Annotated in this window: 21 protein-coding genes and 1 pseudogene; 5 read left to right on the forward strand and 17 right to left on the reverse strand. The window is 59.8% G+C overall.

Annotated features, from left to right (window positions below; all coding sequences use genetic code 11):
* Window positions 1-15 precede the first annotated feature (15 nt).
* Window positions 16-915 carry an acyltransferase gene (locus AB1724_05675; GenBank protein ID MEW6077278.1) on the reverse strand — a complete coding sequence of 300 codons (900 nt, stop codon included), beginning with the start codon at window positions 913-915 and terminating at the stop codon, window positions 16-18.
* Between the two features lie 397 nt (window positions 916-1,312).
* On the opposite strand from AB1724_05675, the gene AB1724_05680 reads away from it, so the two are divergent.
* From AB1724_05680 to AB1724_05690, 3 genes are all read left to right on the forward strand, one after another.
* The gene (locus AB1724_05680) at window positions 1,313-2,527 is read left to right on the forward strand and encodes a molybdopterin molybdotransferase MoeA (protein MEW6077279.1); all 1,215 of its coding nucleotides are present in this window, start codon (window positions 1,313-1,315) and stop codon (window positions 2,525-2,527) included.
* 178 nt (window positions 2,528-2,705) lie between these two features.
* Window positions 2,706-2,885 (forward strand): twin-arginine translocase TatA/TatE family subunit, encoded by a 180-nt coding sequence (tatA, locus tag AB1724_05685; GenBank protein ID MEW6077280.1) that lies wholly within the window; start codon window positions 2,706-2,708, stop codon window positions 2,883-2,885.
* 165 nt (window positions 2,886-3,050) lie between these two features.
* Window positions 3,051-3,590 carry a tetratricopeptide repeat protein gene (locus tag AB1724_05690; protein MEW6077281.1) on the forward strand — a complete coding sequence of 180 codons (540 nt, stop codon included), beginning with the start codon at window positions 3,051-3,053 and terminating at the stop codon, window positions 3,588-3,590.
* 3 nt (window positions 3,591-3,593) lie between these two features.
* Here the strand turns inward: AB1724_05690 and AB1724_05695 are convergent, their stop codons facing one another.
* From AB1724_05695 to AB1724_05770, 16 genes are all read right to left on the reverse strand, one after another.
* Window positions 3,594-4,514 carry an NAD-dependent epimerase/dehydratase family protein gene (locus AB1724_05695; GenBank protein ID MEW6077282.1) on the reverse strand — a complete coding sequence of 307 codons (921 nt, stop codon included), beginning with the start codon at window positions 4,512-4,514 and terminating at the stop codon, window positions 3,594-3,596.
* A gap of 16 nt (window positions 4,515-4,530) precedes the next feature.
* Window positions 4,531-5,460, reverse strand: coding sequence for a DUF4037 domain-containing protein (locus tag AB1724_05700; protein ID MEW6077283.1), 930 nt, complete (start codon window positions 5,458-5,460; stop codon window positions 4,531-4,533).
* A 14-nt stretch (window positions 5,461-5,474) separates the two neighbouring features.
* Window positions 5,475-5,885 (reverse strand): pyridoxamine 5'-phosphate oxidase family protein, encoded by a 411-nt coding sequence (locus AB1724_05705; GenBank protein MEW6077284.1) that lies wholly within the window; start codon window positions 5,883-5,885, stop codon window positions 5,475-5,477.
* Window positions 5,886-5,904: 19 nt separating this feature from the next.
* A complete protein-coding gene (locus tag AB1724_05710; GenBank protein ID MEW6077285.1) occupies window positions 5,905-6,696 on the reverse strand; it encodes an enoyl-CoA hydratase in 792 nt (263 codons plus the stop codon).
* Complete coding sequence (locus AB1724_05715) at window positions 6,686-7,651, reverse strand: nitronate monooxygenase (protein ID MEW6077286.1); 966 nt, start codon at window positions 7,649-7,651, stop codon at window positions 6,686-6,688. Before AB1724_05715 ends, AB1724_05710 begins: the two co-directional genes overlap by 11 nt.
* Before the next feature lie 12 nt (window positions 7,652-7,663).
* Window positions 7,664-9,241: an acyl-CoA carboxylase subunit beta gene (locus tag AB1724_05720; protein ID MEW6077287.1), complete on the reverse strand. Its 1,578-nt coding sequence runs from the start codon at window positions 9,239-9,241 to the stop codon at window positions 7,664-7,666.
* Between the two features lie 46 nt (window positions 9,242-9,287).
* A complete protein-coding gene (locus AB1724_05725; protein ID MEW6077288.1) occupies window positions 9,288-9,872 on the reverse strand; it encodes a DUF4125 family protein in 585 nt (194 codons plus the stop codon).
* A 2-nt stretch (window positions 9,873-9,874) separates the two neighbouring features.
* Complete coding sequence (locus AB1724_05730; GenBank protein MEW6077289.1) at window positions 9,875-11,443, reverse strand: AMP-binding protein; 1,569 nt, start codon at window positions 11,441-11,443, stop codon at window positions 9,875-9,877.
* A 234-nt stretch (window positions 11,444-11,677) separates the two neighbouring features.
* The gene (locus tag AB1724_05735; GenBank protein ID MEW6077290.1) at window positions 11,678-13,222 is read right to left on the reverse strand and encodes a vWA domain-containing protein; all 1,545 of its coding nucleotides are present in this window, start codon (window positions 13,220-13,222) and stop codon (window positions 11,678-11,680) included.
* Between the two features lie 133 nt (window positions 13,223-13,355).
* The gene (locus AB1724_05740; GenBank protein ID MEW6077291.1) at window positions 13,356-14,201 is read right to left on the reverse strand and encodes an AAA family ATPase; all 846 of its coding nucleotides are present in this window, start codon (window positions 14,199-14,201) and stop codon (window positions 13,356-13,358) included.
* An 80-nt stretch (window positions 14,202-14,281) separates the two neighbouring features.
* Window positions 14,282-14,494 (reverse strand): hypothetical protein, encoded by a 213-nt coding sequence (locus AB1724_05745; GenBank protein ID MEW6077292.1) that lies wholly within the window; start codon window positions 14,492-14,494, stop codon window positions 14,282-14,284.
* Window positions 14,495-14,711: 217 nt separating this feature from the next.
* Window positions 14,712-14,948 carry a hypothetical protein gene (locus tag AB1724_05750; GenBank protein ID MEW6077293.1) on the reverse strand — a complete coding sequence of 79 codons (237 nt, stop codon included), beginning with the start codon at window positions 14,946-14,948 and terminating at the stop codon, window positions 14,712-14,714.
* 167 nt (window positions 14,949-15,115) lie between these two features.
* Window positions 15,116-15,478, reverse strand: coding sequence for a hypothetical protein (locus AB1724_05755; protein ID MEW6077294.1), 363 nt, complete (start codon window positions 15,476-15,478; stop codon window positions 15,116-15,118).
* A gap of 82 nt (window positions 15,479-15,560) precedes the next feature.
* Window positions 15,561-18,059, reverse strand: a complete 2,499-nt coding sequence (locus AB1724_05760) for a pyruvate formate lyase family protein (protein MEW6077295.1) — start codon at window positions 18,057-18,059, stop codon at window positions 15,561-15,563.
* A 55-nt stretch (window positions 18,060-18,114) separates the two neighbouring features.
* Window positions 18,115-18,279 (reverse strand): benzylsuccinate synthase gamma subunit family protein, encoded by a 165-nt coding sequence (locus AB1724_05765; protein ID MEW6077296.1) that lies wholly within the window; start codon window positions 18,277-18,279, stop codon window positions 18,115-18,117.
* A gap of 283 nt (window positions 18,280-18,562) precedes the next feature.
* Window positions 18,563-18,700, reverse strand: a complete 138-nt coding sequence (locus tag AB1724_05770) for a PDDEXK nuclease domain-containing protein (protein MEW6077297.1) — start codon at window positions 18,698-18,700, stop codon at window positions 18,563-18,565.
* Window positions 18,701-18,810: 110 nt separating this feature from the next.
* Here AB1724_05770 and AB1724_05775 point away from each other — a divergent pair.
* Window positions 18,811-19,178: pseudogene (locus AB1724_05775) on the forward strand (type II toxin-antitoxin system RelE/ParE family toxin).
* Window positions 19,109-19,387 (forward strand): addiction module antidote protein, encoded by a 279-nt coding sequence (locus AB1724_05780; GenBank protein MEW6077298.1) that lies wholly within the window; start codon window positions 19,109-19,111, stop codon window positions 19,385-19,387. Before AB1724_05775 ends, AB1724_05780 begins: the two are co-directional and overlap by 70 nt.
* Window positions 19,388-19,741 lie beyond the last annotated feature (354 nt).

Genomic DNA, 19,741 nt, shown 5'->3' on the forward strand with positions numbered 1-19,741 from the left:
GCCTGGGCCACCTTTTTACAAAGACAGATTGCGGTCCAGTTCCGCCACCCGTCTGTCCTTGTCTTCCCACAGGACGTTGACCCATTCCTGGAAGCGATCACGAAAGGCTTCATCCTCGAAGTAATCACCGATCAGTTCTTCGGTGATGGGGATGGTTTCCACATGGACCCGGACACAGGTGACCCGGCCGCAGAGAAAATCCCAGAAACTTTTCGGCCCCGGCGGGTAGGCGATGGTAACATTGACGATGCTGTTGAGGTGCTCCCCCATGGCGGCCAGGACAAAGGCGATACCCCCGGCCTTGGGCCGCAGCAGGCGGTTATAGGGCGACTGCTGGGACTTGTGCTTGTGGTCGGTGAACCGCGTGCCTTCCAGAAAGTTCATGACCGAAACCGGCATTTCGGAAAACTTCCGGCAGGCCTTGCGGGTGATCTCGATATCCTTGCCCTTCAGGTGCGGATTCTTTTTGATAAATTCACTGGTATAGCGTTTCATGAAAGGGAAATCCAGGGCCCACCAGGCCAGCCCGAGAACGGGCACCCAGATCAGTTCTTTTTTTAGAAAAAATTTTAAAAAGGGAATCCGGCGGTAAAACACCCGCTGGAGAACCAGAATATCCACCCAGGTCTGATGGTTGCTGATGACCAGGTACCAGTCATTCTGCGTCAGCCCTTCCAGGCCGTCGGTGACAATGGTGAGCCGGTTGAAGAGATCCTGGTTGATATTGTTGCAGCGGATCCAGGCAAAGGAGATGTGGATCAGCACCCGGTTGCACAGTCGCCGGAAAACGGGAACGGGAATAAGGAATTTGACGATGGCCACCGCAAACAGCGGGATGCACCAGAACACGGTGTTGATCACATATAGAATGAACGACAGGGATCCCTTGACCGTCGCCGGCAAAAAAGAAAACATATTCATCCTCTCCGCTGCAGCATGCGTTTGACGTTTCAGCCCCCCCTATACATTGCCGGGGACAAGGCAAATTTCTCCTCTTATAAAAGAGAACACCGGCTGACGACCAACGGTTTTTGGCTGTTTACAAATGTTTTACAATTGGGAAGTGATTAAGTGATTAAGTGATTAAGTGGTTAAGTGGTTATGGGGGGCAGGATTCAGAAGCGGTCTTTAACAAAAGTGTGTTCATAAAATGTTCATAACTTGCCAATGGTTTGGATTGTTTGCTTATTGTGAGATGGGATCATGAATGTCCGTAAATGGCGGCGGGGAGATGAATTTTGCCGTTATTGATTATGAAATGAGATGGATGGACATGTTGATAAGATGTTCACAACATGTTAGCATCCGTGCCATGAAAAAATTCATTGGTTACGAAGAGGCCCTGAAACTTACCCTGGACCATGTCGGCCCCATCGGCTCGGAAATGGTCGAACTGCATCATCTGACCGGCCGGATCCTGGCCGCCGACCTGGCCGCCCGTGTCGACAGCCCGTCCATCAACGCTTCCCTGAAAGACGGCTATGCCGTCTGCTCGCGCGACCTGAGCCAGGCCTCACCCGAGCATCCGGTGACCCTGTCCCTGACCGGGAGCGTTTCAGCCGGCAATTCCTCAAAGTTCAGCGTTTCGCCCGGGCAGGCCGTCCGGATCACCACCGGCGCGTCGCTGCCCGATGGCGCGGATGCCGTTCTATCCGAGGAGTTCACCGTTTTAAAGGACAACCATGTCATCTGCTCGAACACGGCCGATCCGGGGAGAAACATTCTCCCTCGGGGAACCGATATCCGCCGAGGCGAAACCGTTGCCGTTAAGCTTGAAAAAATCACCCCGGCCCTGACCGGACTGATGGCCACCGCCGGCCTGGAAAAAGCCGAAGTTTACAAACTGCCCGGCGTGGCCGTCATCGCCACCGGCGACGAGGTGGTGGCACCCGGCCAGCCCCTGCCCGACGGCATGCTGTACGCCAGCAATCTGGTGGAAATCTGTTCCTGGCTGACCCACCATCAGATTACCTGCCGGGTGGACATGGCCAGGGACCGGCAGGCCGACATCATCCGCGCCATCAGTGAAGCCCTGCCCCATGTAGACGCCGTCATCACCAGCGGCGGCATCTGGGGCAGCGAACGCGACCTGCTGGCCGGAGTCCTCAATGACCTGGGCTGGCAAGGCATCTACCACCGGGTCCGCATCGGTCCCGGCAAGGCCATCGCCTTCGGCCTGCTCCAGGGCAAGCCCTTTTTCTGCCTGCCCGGCGGTCCGCCGTCCAACGAGATGGCCTTTCTCCAGCTCACCCTGCCCGGGCTGCTGAAGATGAAAGGCGAGCCCGCCATGCCCTTCCCCACCGCCGCCGCCCTGCTGACGGAAACGGTCCGGGGCGACCGGGAGTGGACCCAGTTCATCCACGCCCGGGTCGAGCGCCGGGGCCGGGATCTGCTGGTGACGCCTTTCAAACCGGCAAGCCGCCTGCAGTCCATGGCCAGGAAAACCGCCCTGATCAAGATCCCGGAAGGAACGGAAGAACTGCCGGCCGGAGCACTAGCCGAAATTCAATTACTGCAAGGTATGTAGCCGGATGTCGCCTTGCGCTCCCCGACCGCAACCGGTATGACATTCGATACATTTGACCGGGTATTGACTTTCCTTGATCTGCGATGGTAAGGAGAAGGCACTGGCCGTTATTTAAAAAACATTCACCCGCACGCGGTGATAGGCAAGACCCGGCTCACAGCCGGACAGGAGGTCGCTCATGTTTGGAATCGGAATGCCGGAACTCATCATTATCCTGGTCATCGTGCTCCTGATTTTCGGAGTCGGCAAACTGCCGGAAATCGGGTCAGGTCTTGGAAAGGCGATTAAGGACTTCAAGAAATCAACTTCCGAAATCGATGATGACAAGACTAAAAAGCTGGAAAACGGCAAACAATAGTATCGCTCCCGTCTCCATCAACACCATGAACGGCCGCGAAAACAGCACAAATTCAATGGTCCAAAGGCCTATTCACCCACCGACCTGCGGACAGTCAGGATCAGATAATGCCGCCGGGAAACCGATCGGGCTGGAGATCCTTCTTCCCGGCAAGGAAACCATGTTTTGACCAATGATCTGCCGCAACGGGTATCCGAGCTGAACGAAAAAGCGCGCCAATGCCTGGAAAACAATGACCTGCCCGGCGCGCTCTTGTTTTTCACCGAGGCACTGGAACACCTGACGCGACCGGACCAGGCCGCGGCCAGGGCAGGGATACTGAACAATATCGGTCATGCCGTCAATTCCCTGGGACGGCCGGAGGAAGCCCTGGCCGCCTTTGGCCAGGCGGCCGATCTTTATGCGGCGGCAAGCGACGTGGCCGCTTACGGCTGGCAGCTGGCCAACATCGGGTCGGTGCTGCGGGACCGGAAGGAACACGCCGGGGCCATAAAGATGTACGAACAGGCCCTGGCGGCGCTTACACGGGCCAAAAACGAGACGGGCCGGGCCGACCAGTTATCCAACCTGGGCTATTCCCATACCCGGGCCGGGAACCGGGATCAGGCGCGCGACTGTTTCCTTCAGGCGCTGAATATCTATGAGCGCCTCGACGAAGAACGAAAGGCCGCCCTGGTGCGCCGCAACCTGTCGGCCCTGGGATAAGGGCTAATAACGCTTCGACTGCCACCATTGCCAGGTCCGGCCCATGCCTTCCGCGAAGGGGGTATATTCAAAATCAAGGGCGCGCGCCAGTTTTTCACCGGACACGATGATGTGGCTGTCCAGGGGAAACGGCAGGGGAATCCGTCGGGCCTCGATCTCCCCGATACCCAGGGGCAGAACGGGAATGCGTTCGGCGGTTATCTCTTCCAGGACCTCCGCGTAGCGGGCATAGGAAACCAGGTCCGGCGCGGCCGCGTTAAAGATGGCGTCCCGGGCCGGTCCGGCATTCAGGCAGCGGATAATGATCCGGGCCAGATCGTCAACCAGCAGAAACTGAAAAAGCGCCAGCCCCTTTTCCGGAATTACCACCGTATCCCCATTTTGTATCCGGTCGAAAAAATAGCTTTCCCGCGGGGCGTAATTGTACCGGCCGTAAATAATGACCGGACGAAGGATGGTCCAGGCCATGCCGGCGGCCCGGCACTTTTCCTTCACCACTGACTCCGCCCGGCACTTGTCAAAGCCGTAATCGGCGGCCGGTCCCAGCTCCGGCTGGGGCGTTGTCAACAGGGGTGAATTTTCCAGCAGCGGCAGGCTCCGGCTGTTGCCGTAAACACTGGCCGTGCTGATGAAAATATAATGGGCCGCCGTACCCGGGGCCAGGGCCGACAGCAGAATATCCACGTCCCGGCCGGTGTATCCGCAGAAATCGACCACCCCGGCCCATCGCTCAGGCGGGATCGCCCGGCCCAGGGCCTCCGGGTCATGACGGTCGGCCCGGAGTTCGGTGACGCCCTCAAGATGGAGGGGCCGGTTGCCGCGGTTTAGCACAAACAGCCGGAAGTCCCCGGTTTTGCGCATTTCCTCGACCAGAACCCGGCCGGCGAAATAGCTGCCGCCGATGATCAGCACCGCTGGCTTCATGGCCTTGCTTCCTTTTTCAGCCGATCCAGACATCGCGCTCCCGCAGGCCCGGGTGTTGAATGCGGCGCTGGACTTCCGGGCCGTGGTCGGCCAGAAAATCGCCGGTCCCCTCCGTCAGGGCCTCCGCCCGCAGAACGCCGACCAGGTCGGCGCAAAGGGACTCGATGAGTTCCCGGCAGCGGGCCGGGTCCGCCGCCTCCCCCATCAGGCGCGTGATCTTGTCCAGGCTGGCGGGGCCGAGCAGCGGCAGGGTTGACGCCGCCCGGCCGACCCATTTATAAAAAGGCAGGTATCGCTTGTTGAGCAGAAAGACGGCGGAAAAATAATCGGCGCAGAATTTGGTCATGGCATAACGGGCGCCGAAGACATCGCCTCTTTTGACGCAGCGGGGGTAGTTGTACTGGCCGGACTGGCCGATGGTCATGCAGCGGGAGGCGATCTTTTTCAGCCGCACGTCCTCGGGGTAGAAATCCAGCAGCACCCGCCGGCGCCGGGAAAATTCATCCGGCGGGTCGGTGAACACTTCACCGTTGGTGCAGGCCGCCAGGGCGGTTTCCGGGAGCATCAGCCAGTCTTCGGGATCATCCGGCGGCTGCCCGCAACCGATAAAACGCCGGTAAAAGGCCCCGATTTCAAAGACGCAGACGCGATCCTGCCCCCACCGGCTTTGGCGGCGGGGACCGAATCCCTCGAACACCGTCGGCAGCCCGTCAATGGCTTCCTGCAATGCCGGCCCGAAAGCGAGGTAATCGTCAGCCGTCAGCCAGACGCAGAAGCCCGGCCCCCAGTCGTGATCGCGGGACAGTTCGTCGTCGAATCCGAAACATTCCGAACCGTCTCCCACCAGGCCGGCGGCAATGCGGTCGCGCACGTGACCGAACCGGCTTTCGATCAGCGGCAGGCCGTGGGCCTCAAAATATTTTCTGGATAATGTCAGGCCCTGCATAAGGCATCTTTCGATCAGACGCCCTGGCCCAGGTCCAGAATAGGCCGCGCCTCCAGAATGTCGAATACCACCAGATGCTTGAGCATATCGGCCGCGCCCCCGATGCGGGCCCGGATTTCAGCCAGGCGCGCCTCGAACCGGGGGCCGGAATCCGCCGTCCGCGCGACTTTCACATACAGCCGGCAGCCCTTCATGCCCATGCCCGTGCCGCCGTGCATAATAATGAGAAAGGCGGCCTGGGGGTTATGACTCAGGTTGGCCCAGGTACGGTTGTCTCCCAGCAGCATGCTGACGCGGTCGTCTCCATCCAGGGCCGGGGACCCGAACGCGGCCACGTTTACCTTTCCGTCGGCACCGGCCGTGGCCAGGATGTTGGTCCGCTCCCGGCTGGCGAAAAACTGTTTTACGGTATCACTGACTTGCATGGTCACTCCTTCCTCCGGATCAACGGCCTTTGAATTGCGGCTCCCGCTTTTCCAGAAAAGCGCCGAAGCCTTCGATGATGTCTTCGGTCTTGCGGCACATTTCCAGCACATAACACTCGTAATCCAGGGCCTGCTCAAGGTCCCAGCGATAAAAATTCTGCAGGCCGCGCTTGGCAAAGGCAATGGGGATGGGCGCGTTTTTCGCTATCCTGACGGCCATCTCCCGGGCGGCCTCGACCAGCTGGTCCTGGGGCACCAGTTTATTGACCAGCCCGATGCGGAAGGCTTCTTCGGCCTTGACGATTTCGGCGCTGAAAATCAGTTCCGCGGCCTTGGCGTAGCCCACCAGCCGGGGCAGAAAATAAATGCCGCCCCAGTCCGGATGGACCCCCCGGCGGGTGAACACCTGGGCGAACCGCGCCTGGTCCCCGGCAAGGCGGATATCACAGGCCAGGGCCAGGTTGCAGCCCCCGCCGGCGGCCATGCCGTTGACCGCGGCGATGACCGGTTTTTCCATGCGGTTGATGGCCAGGACCGCCTCGCACATGGCCGGCCGCCGGCTGGAGACGGTCGCTTCCAGGGCCTTGGTTTCCCCGTCGGCAAACTCCTGGACATCGCCGCCGGTGCAGAACCATTTTCCCGTGCCGGTGATGACCACCACCCGGACATCATTATCACCGGCGGCAGCGTTCAGGGCCTGGACGATCTGCTGGCGCATGTAACCGCCGAAGGCGTTGTACCGCTCCGGCCGGTTCAGGGTGATCCAGGCGACATGGTCCTTTGTTTCCGTGAGAATATAATTATCCGTCATGACTCTCCTTGGAATGAAACAGCGCGGCCAGATTTCGGGAAAGGGCGGCCGCGCCGGTTGTAATCTCCTCCATTACCGCCGCCACATCGGCAATCGTCCGGACCAGTCCGGCGATCTGCCCGCAGGGCATGACGGCCGTGTCGGCGTTGCCGCCGGCCTGGACATAAGTGGCGTCGCCGCCGGAGATCATCTTCCGGTCGGCCTCGGCCTGGTCCATGCCCGCCACCATGGCGGTAACGGCATTGCGCATCACCCGGATGGGCATGGCGTCCTTGCCCAGCAGCAGGGTGGCGTCGCATCCGGCGGCGGCGATCATGTCCTTGAAAAAACCGGGCACCGGCGCCTGAACGGTGGCCACGAAGCGGGTGCCGATTTCGACCCCTTCAGCGCCCAGGGCAAACGCCGCCACCACACCGCGGGCGTCGGCGATACCGCCGGCGGCGATGACCGGAATGGACAGGGCATCCACCAACTGCGGCACCAGGCACATGGTGGTGATCTTCTCCCGGCCCACGTGACCGCCGGCCTCAAACCCCATGGCAATAACGGCGTCCACCCCGGCGTCCTGGGCCTTTTTCCCCATGGCCACGCTGGACACCTTGTGAGCCACCCGTAGACCGGCCGGTTTGGCCCGCTCCATAATCCTGGCCGGATTGCCGGCCGAGGTGGTAATCGTTTTAACGCCGGCTTCGATGGCGGCTTCCAGCGCCTCCAGGGCGTTGGGCCGGTAAACCGGGATATTGACGCCCACCGGTCGGTCGGTGATGGCCCGGGCAATGCCGATTTCCCGTTTGATTTCCTCTTTTTCAAGGCCCGAGGCGGCGATCTGTCCGAACCCGCCGGCCGCGGAAACAGCCCCGGCCATGGCGCCCAGGGTGATCTGCCGCATGGGCCCCAGGGACACGGGATAACGGGTGCCGAAAATGTCCGTGACCCGGTTGGCAAAAAAATTCATGTCGGTCTTTCTTTACAAAGGAATATTGCCATGCCGCTTGTCGGCCCGCGGTCGTTTTTTGGCGGCCAGCATGGCCAGGGCCCGGATGACATACCGCCGGGTTTCCGCCGGGGTGATCACGTCCTCCACGTTGATGTTGGAGGATATATCGTAAATGGGATTGGCGTAGGATTCACGGTACTCCTTGAGCTTCTGATCCAGAAATCCGGGCTCGGCGGCCCGCTCGTGGCTCCCGAACAGGAGCATGACCGACTGTTCGGCCCCGAGAATACCGGTCTCCATGGTCGGCCAGTACAGCACCAGGTCGGAGCCCAGCCCCGGCAGAATGCCCATGCCCAGGTTGCCGCCGCCGTAGGCCTTGCGCAGGGCGATGCAAATCCGCGGCACGGTGGCCTCGCACAGGGCATAAAGCACTTTGGCCCCGTGCCGGATGATGCCGGTATGTTCCTGGCTCGATCCCGGCATATAGGCCGGCGTGTCCGCCAGGATCAGCAGGGGAATGTTGAAGGCGTCGCAGAAGCGGATGAACCGGGCCTGCTTGTCGGAGCTGTCCACCGTCAGCGACCCGGCCATGACCATGGGCTGGTTGGCCACGATGCCCACGGTTTTCCCGTCCAGGCGGCCGAAGCCGGTGATCATTTCCCCGGCAAACTCCTTTTTGACTTCCATGAAATCATGGTTGTCGACGATGGCGTGAATGACCCGGCGCATGTCATAGGGCTGATTGGGATGGGCCGGCAGAATGTCGTTTAGCTCAGGGCAGGCGCGGTCAGGTTCGTCGCCGGTTGGGACCACTGGCGGCTGCTCATGGCAGTTGGCCGGCAGGAATGAGAGCAGCCGGCGTATTTCGGACAGACAGCCGGTCTCGTCGGGGCAGCGAAAATCGCAGGTCCCGGTTTTCTGGGCGTGAACCCTGGCCCCGCCCAGCTCTTCAATGCCGATATCCTCACCGGTGACCATTTTCACCACCATGGGGCCGGTGATGAACATGTGACTGATATTGTCGACCATGAAAATAAAATCATTCAGGGCCGGGGAATAGACGGAGATCCCGGCGCAGGTGCCGAGAATGGCCGAAACCTGGGGAATGGCGCCCGAGGCCTGGGTGTTGGGGAAAAAAATGGCGCCGCCGTGCTTCTGGGAAATGTTCGAAAATATGGCCCGCTTGTTGGCGCTCAGCCATTCCAGCTCGGCGGCGCTGGGCAGCCGGGCGCCCGGCGAATCGTGCAGACCGATCAGGGGGGCCTGCATCTCCAGGGCCCGCTCCACCGTCCGGTACATCTTGTAGCCGTGTTCGACGCCGACGGACCCGCCCCGCACGGTCCTGTCCTGCGAATAGACAAAGACCGGCCGGCCGGCCACCGTACCGCTGCCGCAGACCAGACCGTCGCCGGGCATGTTGACGGCGTGTCCGGCCAGCATATTAATTTCAAAAAAACTGTCCGGGTCAAGGAGCTGATCAATGCGCTCACGGGCCGTCAGCTTGCCCTCGGCATGATGTTTCTCCACTTTCTTCGGGCCGCCGCCCGCCCGGACCTGTTGTCTGACCGCTTCCAGTTCCGCCAGCCGTTTTGCCAGATGCTCTTCCACCGTTCTCTCCTTGCCGTATGATTTCCGGGATCGATTCCCGGGACCGTCATTGTTCCCGTCCGGCCGTCACCGCCTCGGCCTCTTCCAGGGACTGGTATCCCAGGGACCGGACCATGTGGCGGTACACGTCCTCGGACATGTTGCCGCCGCGCCGGTACACTGCTTTCACATGCCGTCCCAGGCAGGCCAGGGTCCGGCCGGAATAGGTCTCCAGTTCACCGGCCAGATAGCGTTTGAAGGAAACGCCGATGTCCGCCTCCTCCACCGGCCGGCCCCGGCCGATCAGGGCGGGATATTTTTGCAGCAGCCGGTGCTGCCACTCCACTTCTATGGCCACGATTTCCTGGATCAGGGGATCCGTGTTCAGCACCGGAATCCGGTCATCCATGCGGGCGTACTTGAGGGTCATCAGATTTTTCCCCGCTGCTTTCGCGACCGTCAGATCATCGAAATAAGATTCCAGGGCGTCATCGGGCCAGGCGTAAAACTGGGACCGGCGCATGGTCCGGAAAGCGTCCGTATTCTGCTGGCAGGGCGCCGGCGTTTCCGAAACGACCGCCACGAACATCTCCTGCTCCAGACCGACAATCCGATCGATCAGCGCGGGCCTGGTTTCGTCTTCAGGCGTCATGATCAGTTTTGCAGATAACTCTGTTTCAGGGCGCCTTTTTTCACTTTCATCGTCGCGGTCATGGGAAGGTCCGCCAGGATCTCCACATGGGCGGGATACTTGTACTTGGCGACCTTGTCTTTTAAAAACTGATGAATCTCCTCTTTGGTGATGGTCTGCCCCTTTTCGGGGACCACGCAGGCCATGCCCACCTCGCCCCATTTGTCGTCCGGCACCCCGAAAATGGCGACGTTGTTGATCCTGGGATGTCCCATGAGCACCTTCTCGATTTCCGCCGGATAAACGTTTTCCCCGCCGCTGCGGTACATGTCCTTGGCCCGGTCGACGATATAGAAAAACCCTTCCTCGTCCATGTAGCCCAGGTCCCCGGTATCCAGCACGCCGTTGACGATGGCCCGGGCGGTCTCTTCGGGCTTGTTCCAGTACCCGCTCATGACCGTCGGCCCCTTGGCGACGATGGCGCCGATTTCACCGGGCGGCAGCCGCTCGCCGGAAGGACCGGCGATCCAGATATCCGTGAAAAATCCGGGTTTCCCGATGGAGCCCATCTTGCGCTTGATGTCCTCTTTGGGGACCACCATCATGGCCGAGTTCTCGGTCTGGCCGAAACCCTGCTGCATATACAGACCGCGTTTGGCCAGTTCGTCGAACAGAACGGGGGGGGTCCGTTCGCCGCCGCCGATCACGGAGCGGACGCTGCCGGTATCGATCTGATCCAGCTTGCCGGTTTCCAGGATCAACCGCCACATGGTGGTCAGGGCGAACACGATGGTGCCGCGATAGCGCTGGATATCCTCGGCGAACTCGTTGGCGTCAAACCCCCGCCGCATGACCATGGTCATACCGGCGGACAGGGCCGGAGTGGTGACGATGAACAACCCGCCGGAATGAAACAGGGGCATCTGGGCGATGAGCACGTCATCGGCGGTGCAGTTGGTGTAATAGCCCACCTGGGCATTTTTGAAAAAGGTCTGCTCGTGGGACAGAACGGCGCCCTTGGGATCGCCGGTAACACCCGAGGTGTAAACGATGGCCAGGGGATCGGAAAGACGCACCGGCTCTTCCGGGACGGGTTCGGCCAGGCTCTGGTCCCTGACCAGTTGAGCGTAAGACCGGGCCCAGGAGGGGCAGTCCGGCAGACGGAAGCCGGGCAGTTCAGGGCTGCCGCTTTTTAAAAAAACGAACTTGTCCTCGTCGACGTTCAGGCTGGTCCGGATCAGGTCGATGCTGCCCAGAAACGAGTCATGAAAGGCCAGCATTCTGGCGCCGCAGTCGTTGATCTGATATTCCAGTTCCGGACCGACCATGCGCCAGTTGAGCGGCACGAAGATGATCCCCAGCTTGGCCGCCGCGAAATACAGCTCCAGAAATTCCATGCAATTGAGCATGAGGACGCAGATGCGGTCGCCTTTCTTGAGGCCCATCTGCCGCAGCATATGGGCGCAGCGGTTGACCCCTTCGTTGAGCTGCCGATAGGTCACCGGTTCATCCTCAAAAATGATCGCGACCTTTTCCGGCGTCATGAGCGCCCGTTTATACGTGATATAGCCGACGTTCCATTCGATGGTCATGTTTCGCTCCTTGTCTGTGTTTCCCTGTTTCCCCGGCAATACCTTTGCCGGCGGCCCGGCATCACCATTGCAATGATGCCGGGCGGCAACCGTTCGCACAGGCTTTTAGCAAAACGGATGCCAACCGGGAGATAAACATTAACCAATTGATATTATGATATTTATCAAAAACAACCGGCGCAGGTCGACATCAAGGTGAGCACAAACGACCCGAAATGGGCCAAAAGGGAACATTTATGCTTTGGAATGATCGCCCAGGGCCAATCGCGGATCGGCGTGGAGAAACAATCGCTGGAACAGCCGTTCCATGGCCCGTGGAAGCTGTTCATACCCTTTCAGAAACTGGATGGTCCGCCCGTATTGTTTTGCCATGGCCGCCTCGTCCGGACACCCGCAGCCCAGGGTCACCAGGAAAATGTTTTCCCGGCGGCAGAAGTCGATGCCATGGGCGACATCACAGCCGAAATTGGATTCGCCGTCGGTGATATGAATGAGCAGGTTGCGCTGCCGGCCGCGTCCCCGGTCCATCAGCCAGGCGGCGGCGATAATGGCCTGGCCCGAAGCGGTCTTGCCCGACGGCGGCACGGTCAGCAGTCGGCCGCCGGAGAGCAGGCTGGAAAACATGCAGATGTTGTTGATTTCAAAATACGCATAGGCCGACAGCCGGTTGCGGCCGCCGGTCAGGGCCTGGTTCAGGTTGGCCATGGTGTTCTCGACAATCCGCATCTTGTTGCCCCGCATGGAGCCGCTGGCGTCCACCAGCAGGCAGATCTGCCAGCGGTCTTCCGGTGCGGCGTACCGCTGGCAAAAGCATTTGCCCGTCAGTTGGGCCCGGTAAAGCCGGCGGGGATCGATTTTCCCGGCGGCGAGTCCCCGGCTGGTAATTTTGCGCCGGGGCCCGTAATTGAGAAAAATCGATTTCAGCCGGGCCACCAGACGACGGTCAATGACCGGACGGCAGGGCTGATGGTAATCCCATCGCGACATGCGGACCACCTCGGGGTTGTCGTACCCGGCCACGGAATGGATGATCGGGGTCAGGTCCACATCCCCGGCGCTCAGTTGCAGTTCCATGTCGTGGACCAGGGCGGACGGCAAGGGCGGCACGCTGCCGCGCGCGGAAATCTGAGGCCGTCCGGCCGCGGAGCGATACTCGGGATAGTAGAGCAGGGTTTTGTCCCGGACCGGCAGTTCCATCAGCCGGGGGCCCAGGATCCGCCAGTGCCGCTGATAAAGATCGGCCCGCCGGCGGCAGCGTTCCAGGGGACGGACCGGCAGGGCCGCGATCGTCTTTAAGGACTGCCGCAGGGGCCGCAGCTCGACCAGCAGCGCGGACGAGCCGGAAAGGGACCCGGCCGTTTCCCCGCCGGGGACCGGCCAGGCCGCCCGTATCCAGTCCAGCAGCAGGGCGTCCAGGGTGCCGGGCGGAAAGCGCCGCTTCATCCATTGGCCGATCGCCTGCCGCCGGGCGATATGGGCGTAAAGACCGGCCACGGTGCGGTCGGCGGCCAGATCCACGTAAATCGTCTCGGCCGTGTCCGCCAGTTTCTGAAAACAAACCGTCTCCCGGCCGGACAGGGTCCCCATGAATTCTTCCAGCAGGCCCCAGACCCGCTGACTCCATTCGGTCCGGCGGAAGGCCTCATGGACCACCTGACCGACCAGGGTGTCGATAATGCGAAAATCCAGGGGGTAGTCGACGTCCCGGGCGGGAGAGGGATCAATGACGATGGCCCCGGCGTCGGCAAAGGACATGCCCGGGAAAAGCACCTGGCCCACGTTGGGGCCCAGGTGACCGGCGACTTTGCGCAGGGCCTTGAGCAGGTTCGCCAGGGCGGACGCCTCCGACAGGCCCCGGTTCCTGGCCCAGAAACGGGACAGCGCCTCAGGTAACGGCTGACGGTTGCCCGGTTCAATAGGATTGATAGCGTTCCTCCCGGCCGCTGTCCAGGGCCCCGGTTTCCAGGTGCAGGGACAGCAGGGCCGACTCCAGCAGGTCGCGGTCGATCTGCAGGCTGTAGGTGATCGCCTCCCGGACCGTGGCGCCGACGGCGATCATTTCCGCCATCATCAGGGTGTGGCGGGTGGAAACGACAATGGGCTCCTGGGCGTTGGCGCGCAGCTTGTTGGCGATATTGACCAGGGTCAGGGCGTCGGCTTCCCCGATGCCGCCCTTTTCCCGCAGCACCTCGGTTTCCACGGCCGGCGGCAGATAGTCCAGGGCGGTCACGTAAAAGCGGTCGGCCAGGGCCGCGTCCAGCATCTCGGTGCCGGCGAACTCCTCGCCTTCATTGAGGGTGGCGAAAAACACCACCCCCGGCGCCACCGTGATCATCCCCAGCTCATCGGTCCAGACGGAGCGGTCGTCGGACAGGATGGAAAACAGCATGTTGAGGGCCTTGGGATGTTCGGGCCGGTTGATTTCCTCCAGGTGAATGACGCAGCCGGGCGTGCGGACGGCCCGGGGGAAAAGAAATTCCTGGTATTCGGTGCGGCCGTCGCGCAGCCGGTATTCACCGAACAGCTGGCCGGGTTCGGACAGGATGCCGATCTGAAAGGTGGCCAGGGGCCGGCGGTGAAGCGCCGCGAACTGGCGCACCAGGGTGGATTTGCCGCAACCCTGCCGCCCGGTCACCAGGACATTGACCGGATGCCGGTCGGCCAGCAGTTTGACGCGGTCCAGATTTTCAATGACCGCCTGGGGCAGAAAAAAATGCTGTTCATGGGCCGGAACGACCAGGCCTTCAACCGACTTCATGTTGTCACTCCTCACCCGGAAATCTCATGGGTATCTGATGAATTGTTCCGGAAAAACGCAGGGGGGCCTTCAGGCCGTCCCTACCAGCCCGACAGTTCCTTCTGCTTGCGCAGAATAAATTCGTTGACCCCGGCCAGGTTCCAGCGCAGGTTGATCCGGTAGAGCTTTTCCATGTTCCCGATGGCGGTCCGCCGCGAGGATTCGTCGTCCCCGGCCGTGACGCGGCCGATATCGGTCATCAGCCGGTCGATCAGGTCTTCCTCCCGGCGCAAGGCCTCCGTCTTTGAAAACACGCACTCGTGTCCGCACCCGGGACACCGCCGGAGTTCCGATTCTCCGGTGGCCGGTCAGCCGTTACGGCAGATATAGGGAAAAAGCATGTGGTCGTCGGTATGACCACAGGCCGTACAGGTAAATTCCATACCGGCTCCGTAAAGACAAAAACAGGCGTACCCCGGCGATCGCGCCGGGGCGCCTGTCACGCATGTTGATTTCTTCCAGGACCGGCAATCAGGCGGTGGCCCGGCCGGTCACGTCTTCCGCCAGGCCTTCGATGCCGGTGGACTTGCCCCAGGGCGCCACGCCGTCCTTGAGCGTCTGGACCACGTCGCCCGTCAGTTCATCCACGGCCAGCTGGGCCCCGCAACCGGTGCACTGCCGGATACTGACCGAGGCGTCGATCCGGGCGTTGTATAGATAACGGAATTTTCCCAAAGGGGCTTCAAAGCCGCATTCTGAACATTTCATGTTTTTTCTCCCTCTCTGTATTCAGGCCATCGCTAAAAATTAGAATTTTGGTTCGAGTTCAAGGCGCGCGAGAATTTTAACCGCAGGAATACATAGAAGTATTTCGAGGATTAAAATTTGAGCGCAACGCCGAAATCGAGCCAAAAGGCAATTTTTAGCGCTGGCATCTATTTATCCTGGAATTGCCGCATAGTCCGCTTATACTGCGGATCACTGCACTCATAACCGTCCTTGTCCACGAACGTCATCTTTTCGTAGTGCTGACATCTAGCCGCGTCGGTCAGGGCCCGGACCATGTAACCGTTTTTGCCTTCCAGCACGTAAACCGGGGGATCAACCGTGATATTCGACCCCTCTTTCAGTTTTTTGCAGGAACCCCGGCCGTCACTGGACCAGGCGCTTTCGGAAAAATTCACGCACAGACCGCAGGGTTTGTCCGGCGCCTCTTTCTCCTGGCTGACCGGCTGCGCCTGCTGCACGCCGAAAGCGCCGGAAGCGTTGGCGTATTCCTGTCGACTTTTTCTTGCCATGATCTTTCTCCTTCCCTCCCCGGATTGATGAATTGAAGGGCGGCCCGCGCCGGGCAATGGCGCGGGCGGCCCTTCGGGTTCACTACAGTCCCTGAATGGTACGTTGAATAATATTATCCTGGGTCTTGCGGCTGATATCCACAAAGTGGGCGCTGTATCCGGCCACCCGCACGATGACTTCCTGGTAATCCTCCGGGTCCTTCTGGGCCGCCCGCAGGGTAACGTCATCGACCATATTGAACTGGACATGATCGATGCCCAGGTCGGCCCAGGCCCGCATATAGGCCTTCCACATCTGGAAGCCCTTTTCGCCGGACAACTGGGTCGGGGAAAGCCGCTGATTCAGCAGAAACGCCCGGCCGTCGGAAATGTGGTCGATCTTGCCGCAGGATTTGAGCACCGCCGTGGGCCCCTTCTTGTCCAGCCCGGGTCCGGGGGAAATGCCGCCGTCATACAGGGCGTCGCCCAGTCGCCGGCCGTTGGGCAGGGCGCCGACGACATTGGCGTAATGGATGTTGCCGCTGACGTTCTCGGGCAGGATCGGCCAGTTGTTGCCCATGGGGTCTTTTATTTCCCGGGAGAATTTGGCCGCCGAGCGCAGGCAGCGCAGCATGATGCCGTCCACGTTGTCGTCGTCATTGCCCCATTTGGGCGCGTTCTTGACAAAGTCCAGCCGCATCTCTTCCCGGCCTTCCCAGTTGGCCTTGAGGGCGTCCCGGAGTTCGACCAGGGTGTACTTCTTGTCATCAAAGACCAGTTTTTTCACGGCCGCCAGGCTGTCGGCGTTTTCCACCCATGTAAAAGCCGTGATCCAGGAGTTGCCCCGGCTGATGGACGGGTCGCAGACATCCTTGCCGCTTTCCACCGACCGCTCGGAAACACCGGACAGGAAAGGCCGGGGGGTCATGGTCGGCGCCAGGGCCCGGGCCCGGTTGACCGGCCGGACCAGCAGGCTGAAGAGGGTCTTCATCTGGAGTTCCCAGGCGGCGTAAAATTTTTCAAAATCGGTCAGTTCCTCCACCGGCGGGGTTTCAGCGCCGATCTGCATGTTAAAGACATTGTCAAAGCCGCTGTAAAACACATACTCGATGATCTTGGCGCAGTTGACGGTGGCATTGGCCATGCGCATGGGCTGGAACCCTTTCTTGGTGGTCGGGGCCGGGGACATGCAGGCCTGATGGACCCAGGTGCGGGCCTCATCGATGGGATGGCCGTGCCAGTTCATGGCGTTGGCGATGAGAATGGGATCGTTTCTCATGGATGGATACCCCAGTCCCTGACGGATGCACTCGAAGCACTCCCGCATGACTTCATCCGATACCTTGGGATGCCAGCGGAAGGCGAAGGTGGGGTTGGCCACCCGCACCAGCCGTGCCGCCTGAAGCAGGGCGATGGTCATGCCGTTGCAGGCGTCGCTGCCGTCCTTGTTGACCCCGCCCAGGGTCCATACCCAGGTGCCGCTGATGCCCTGCAGCCCCTCCCGGGCGAACTTGGGCTTGTACTGTTCCACTTCCGCCGCCCGGATGAAAAACTCGCCGGCCAGTTCCACGGCCTGATCATGGGTCAGGCGTTTATCTTCCAGCACGTCCTTGTTGTAATAGGGCCCGTGATAATAATCGGGACGGGCCGGCCAGGCCCCTTCCACGGCCTCGGTGCGGCTGAAAAGCTGAATGAACAGATCGTACTGCAGGGATTCCTGAAGGGTGCGGGGCGGCTGGGCCGGCACCCGTTCGCAGACCTCGGCGATCTGCAGCAGTTCCTGCTTACGCTTTTCATCGGTTTCAAAGTTCTCGGCCATGATCCGGGCCAGCCGGGCATAGCGTCCGGCATGGCGGATACAGGCTTCCAGGCAGATCTGCATGGCCTCCCAGTTGTTCATCTTGTCGTAAAGGTCCATGATTTCCTGGCTGGCCGCCGGTTCATGGGCTTTGGCGTCGGCTTCGTCGATGTTCTTTTCCAGTTCGTCAAGGACATCGGCGAACCCGCGCTTGCCGGTCATGATGTATTCATAGTCCTTGCCGGAATAACCGCCCCGGGCCAGGGGCACGCCCCAGCCCACGGCGCCGGACAGGACCTTCATCATGTCGTCCAGATCCAGATAGGGCATGATCTTGTCCAGGTCGGACTTGCCGGCCCAGTAGGCCTTGACGTCGGCGATGATTTTCTTGGACTCCTCGACGGGCTCGGGCAGGGAGGACGGATCGTTAAACACCTCTTCGTTGAGGATCGAGGCCACCGACGGGTCCCAGCCGATGGTGCTGGGCAGGCCGGCGTTATATCCCACCAGTTGGGCCTGGTCGGTAATGAATATGGTCTTGTTGTCCAGTATGTGGGCAAACATGCGGGCGAACTTCATCACCGAAGGATCCGGAGACATTTCCAGTTCCCGGGCCTTCTGGGTATGCAGCTGGGCCCTTTCCAGATCCACTTTCACGCCGGGGTTGTACAGTCCGCCCACGGCGCCCTTCTTCCAGATGGCCTTTCTCAGGTAGTCCAGCCGTTTGGAACGTTTTTTCTCGGCCGCCCACCACCACTGCTGCTTTTCCTCCAGCTCTTTTATCGTCTTGGTCCCTTCGTACATTTTATTCTCCTTGAAAATAATTACAGGGTCAGCCCCTGTCTGTTTTCGGATTGACCTACTTTTTCTGAAACTCGGAGCAGGATGCGGCGTTATTGTCGGCGGAAACGGGTTTGGCCGTGTAAAACGCCTGCCGGGGATCCATCTGCCGTCTCACGCAGTCGCCTTTTGCCGGTTGATCTTCCTGGGGAAAGAATTTTTTACATTCCTTGCATGCCGCCATGATTTTCCTCCTTCATTATTAAGATTGGGTACGTTGTATCCAGATGATTCACTGGCCGTGTTCACCTTCCTGAGCAATTAGCATGCCAACAGGTAGTTTTGTTTCAATACACTGAATTTTAACTTATTATTTGTTTTTCGACGAAAACCACCAGATGCGACAAAATGAACCAGCGGGAATCCAATAATTTGATAACTTTTTAATATAATATGATTTTATTTTTCAACGACCGGCCTGGGCGGATTTGGGTCATTGTGACCCACTACCTGGTCGCCTGGCTCCGTCATTCCGGCTGAAACCACCCTGCTATGTGTTCAGACACGCCCATGGGAATTTTTAAGCAGCGCAGAGCATATTCCACCACCAGTTCTTTTTTGCTTTTGCACAGCAGAAGGCCGATGGTCGGCTGATCGCCTTGCACAGACGTTCATGCAGGCGGTTTTCAATTTGTGAATGGCCAGGAGGTTCCGGCCATGATTCAACACCCAATTTTTTTCTTGCGTTAATGTATCCGAATGGATACGGTAACACATGTTCGCTGTATTGCGCTCACAGGAATTCGACAAATGGCTGGCCGGCCTGAAAGATACGAAAGGCAAGGCGCGTATCCTGGCGCGTCTCAAATCCGCGGAGTTGGCAATCTGGGCGATGTGGCGCCGGTGGGCGGCGGTGTCGGTGAGATGCGAATCCATTATGGTCCCGGCTACCGGGTCTATTTTACCCAAAAGGGGAAGATGCTGGTTTTCCTGCTTCTGGGCGGAGATAAGGATTCTCAGAAGCGCGACATAAAAAAGCGATTGCCCTTGCGGCATCGATTGAGGAGTAAGGCATGGCCAAATCTTCAAAATTTGACGCGGCAGACTACCTGGACAGCGAAGAGACTATCGCGGAATATTTAACGGCGGCGCTTGAAGACAGCAACCCGGATGTTTTTCTGGCGGCCATCGGCGACGTAGCTAAAGCCAGGGGCATGGCTGTCATTGCCAAACGCACCGGATTGGGCCGTGAAAGCCTTTACAAGGCGCTGGCCCCCGGCGCCAAGCCCCGTTACGATACGATCTTAAAAGTGTTACACGGCCTGGGTGTCAAAATAACACTATCCGCATGATACTCGGTTCAACTCCAGGGGCTGCCTGATCGGCATCCCGGCCCTTTATATTTTGTCACCCCGGACTCCGATACGGGGTCCAAAAAAAATGGCCTGTTCATCTGATATGACAAGTCGGAAATACAGCGTCATGGTGATACCGGTAATTTGTGCAAGCGACTCTTGCACAATTGCCGGTTCCGGCCAAGATTAGACGTTCCGGAAAGTTCGAACTCGGTGGTAAACCCTTCGCCCAGGGCAATGAGATTTTTTACGTGTACGGAGGGATGCCTGCTGTTTGACGCCGTCCATGGTCTGCTGTGTGCTGAGGATTTTCTTTGATTATCATCCATGATGTTTTCCTTTCGTCCATGA

Source organism: Thermodesulfobacteriota bacterium, assembly GCA_040753795.1.
Taxonomy (GTDB): domain Bacteria; phylum Desulfobacterota; class Desulfobacteria; order Desulfobacterales; family Desulfosudaceae; genus JBFMDX01.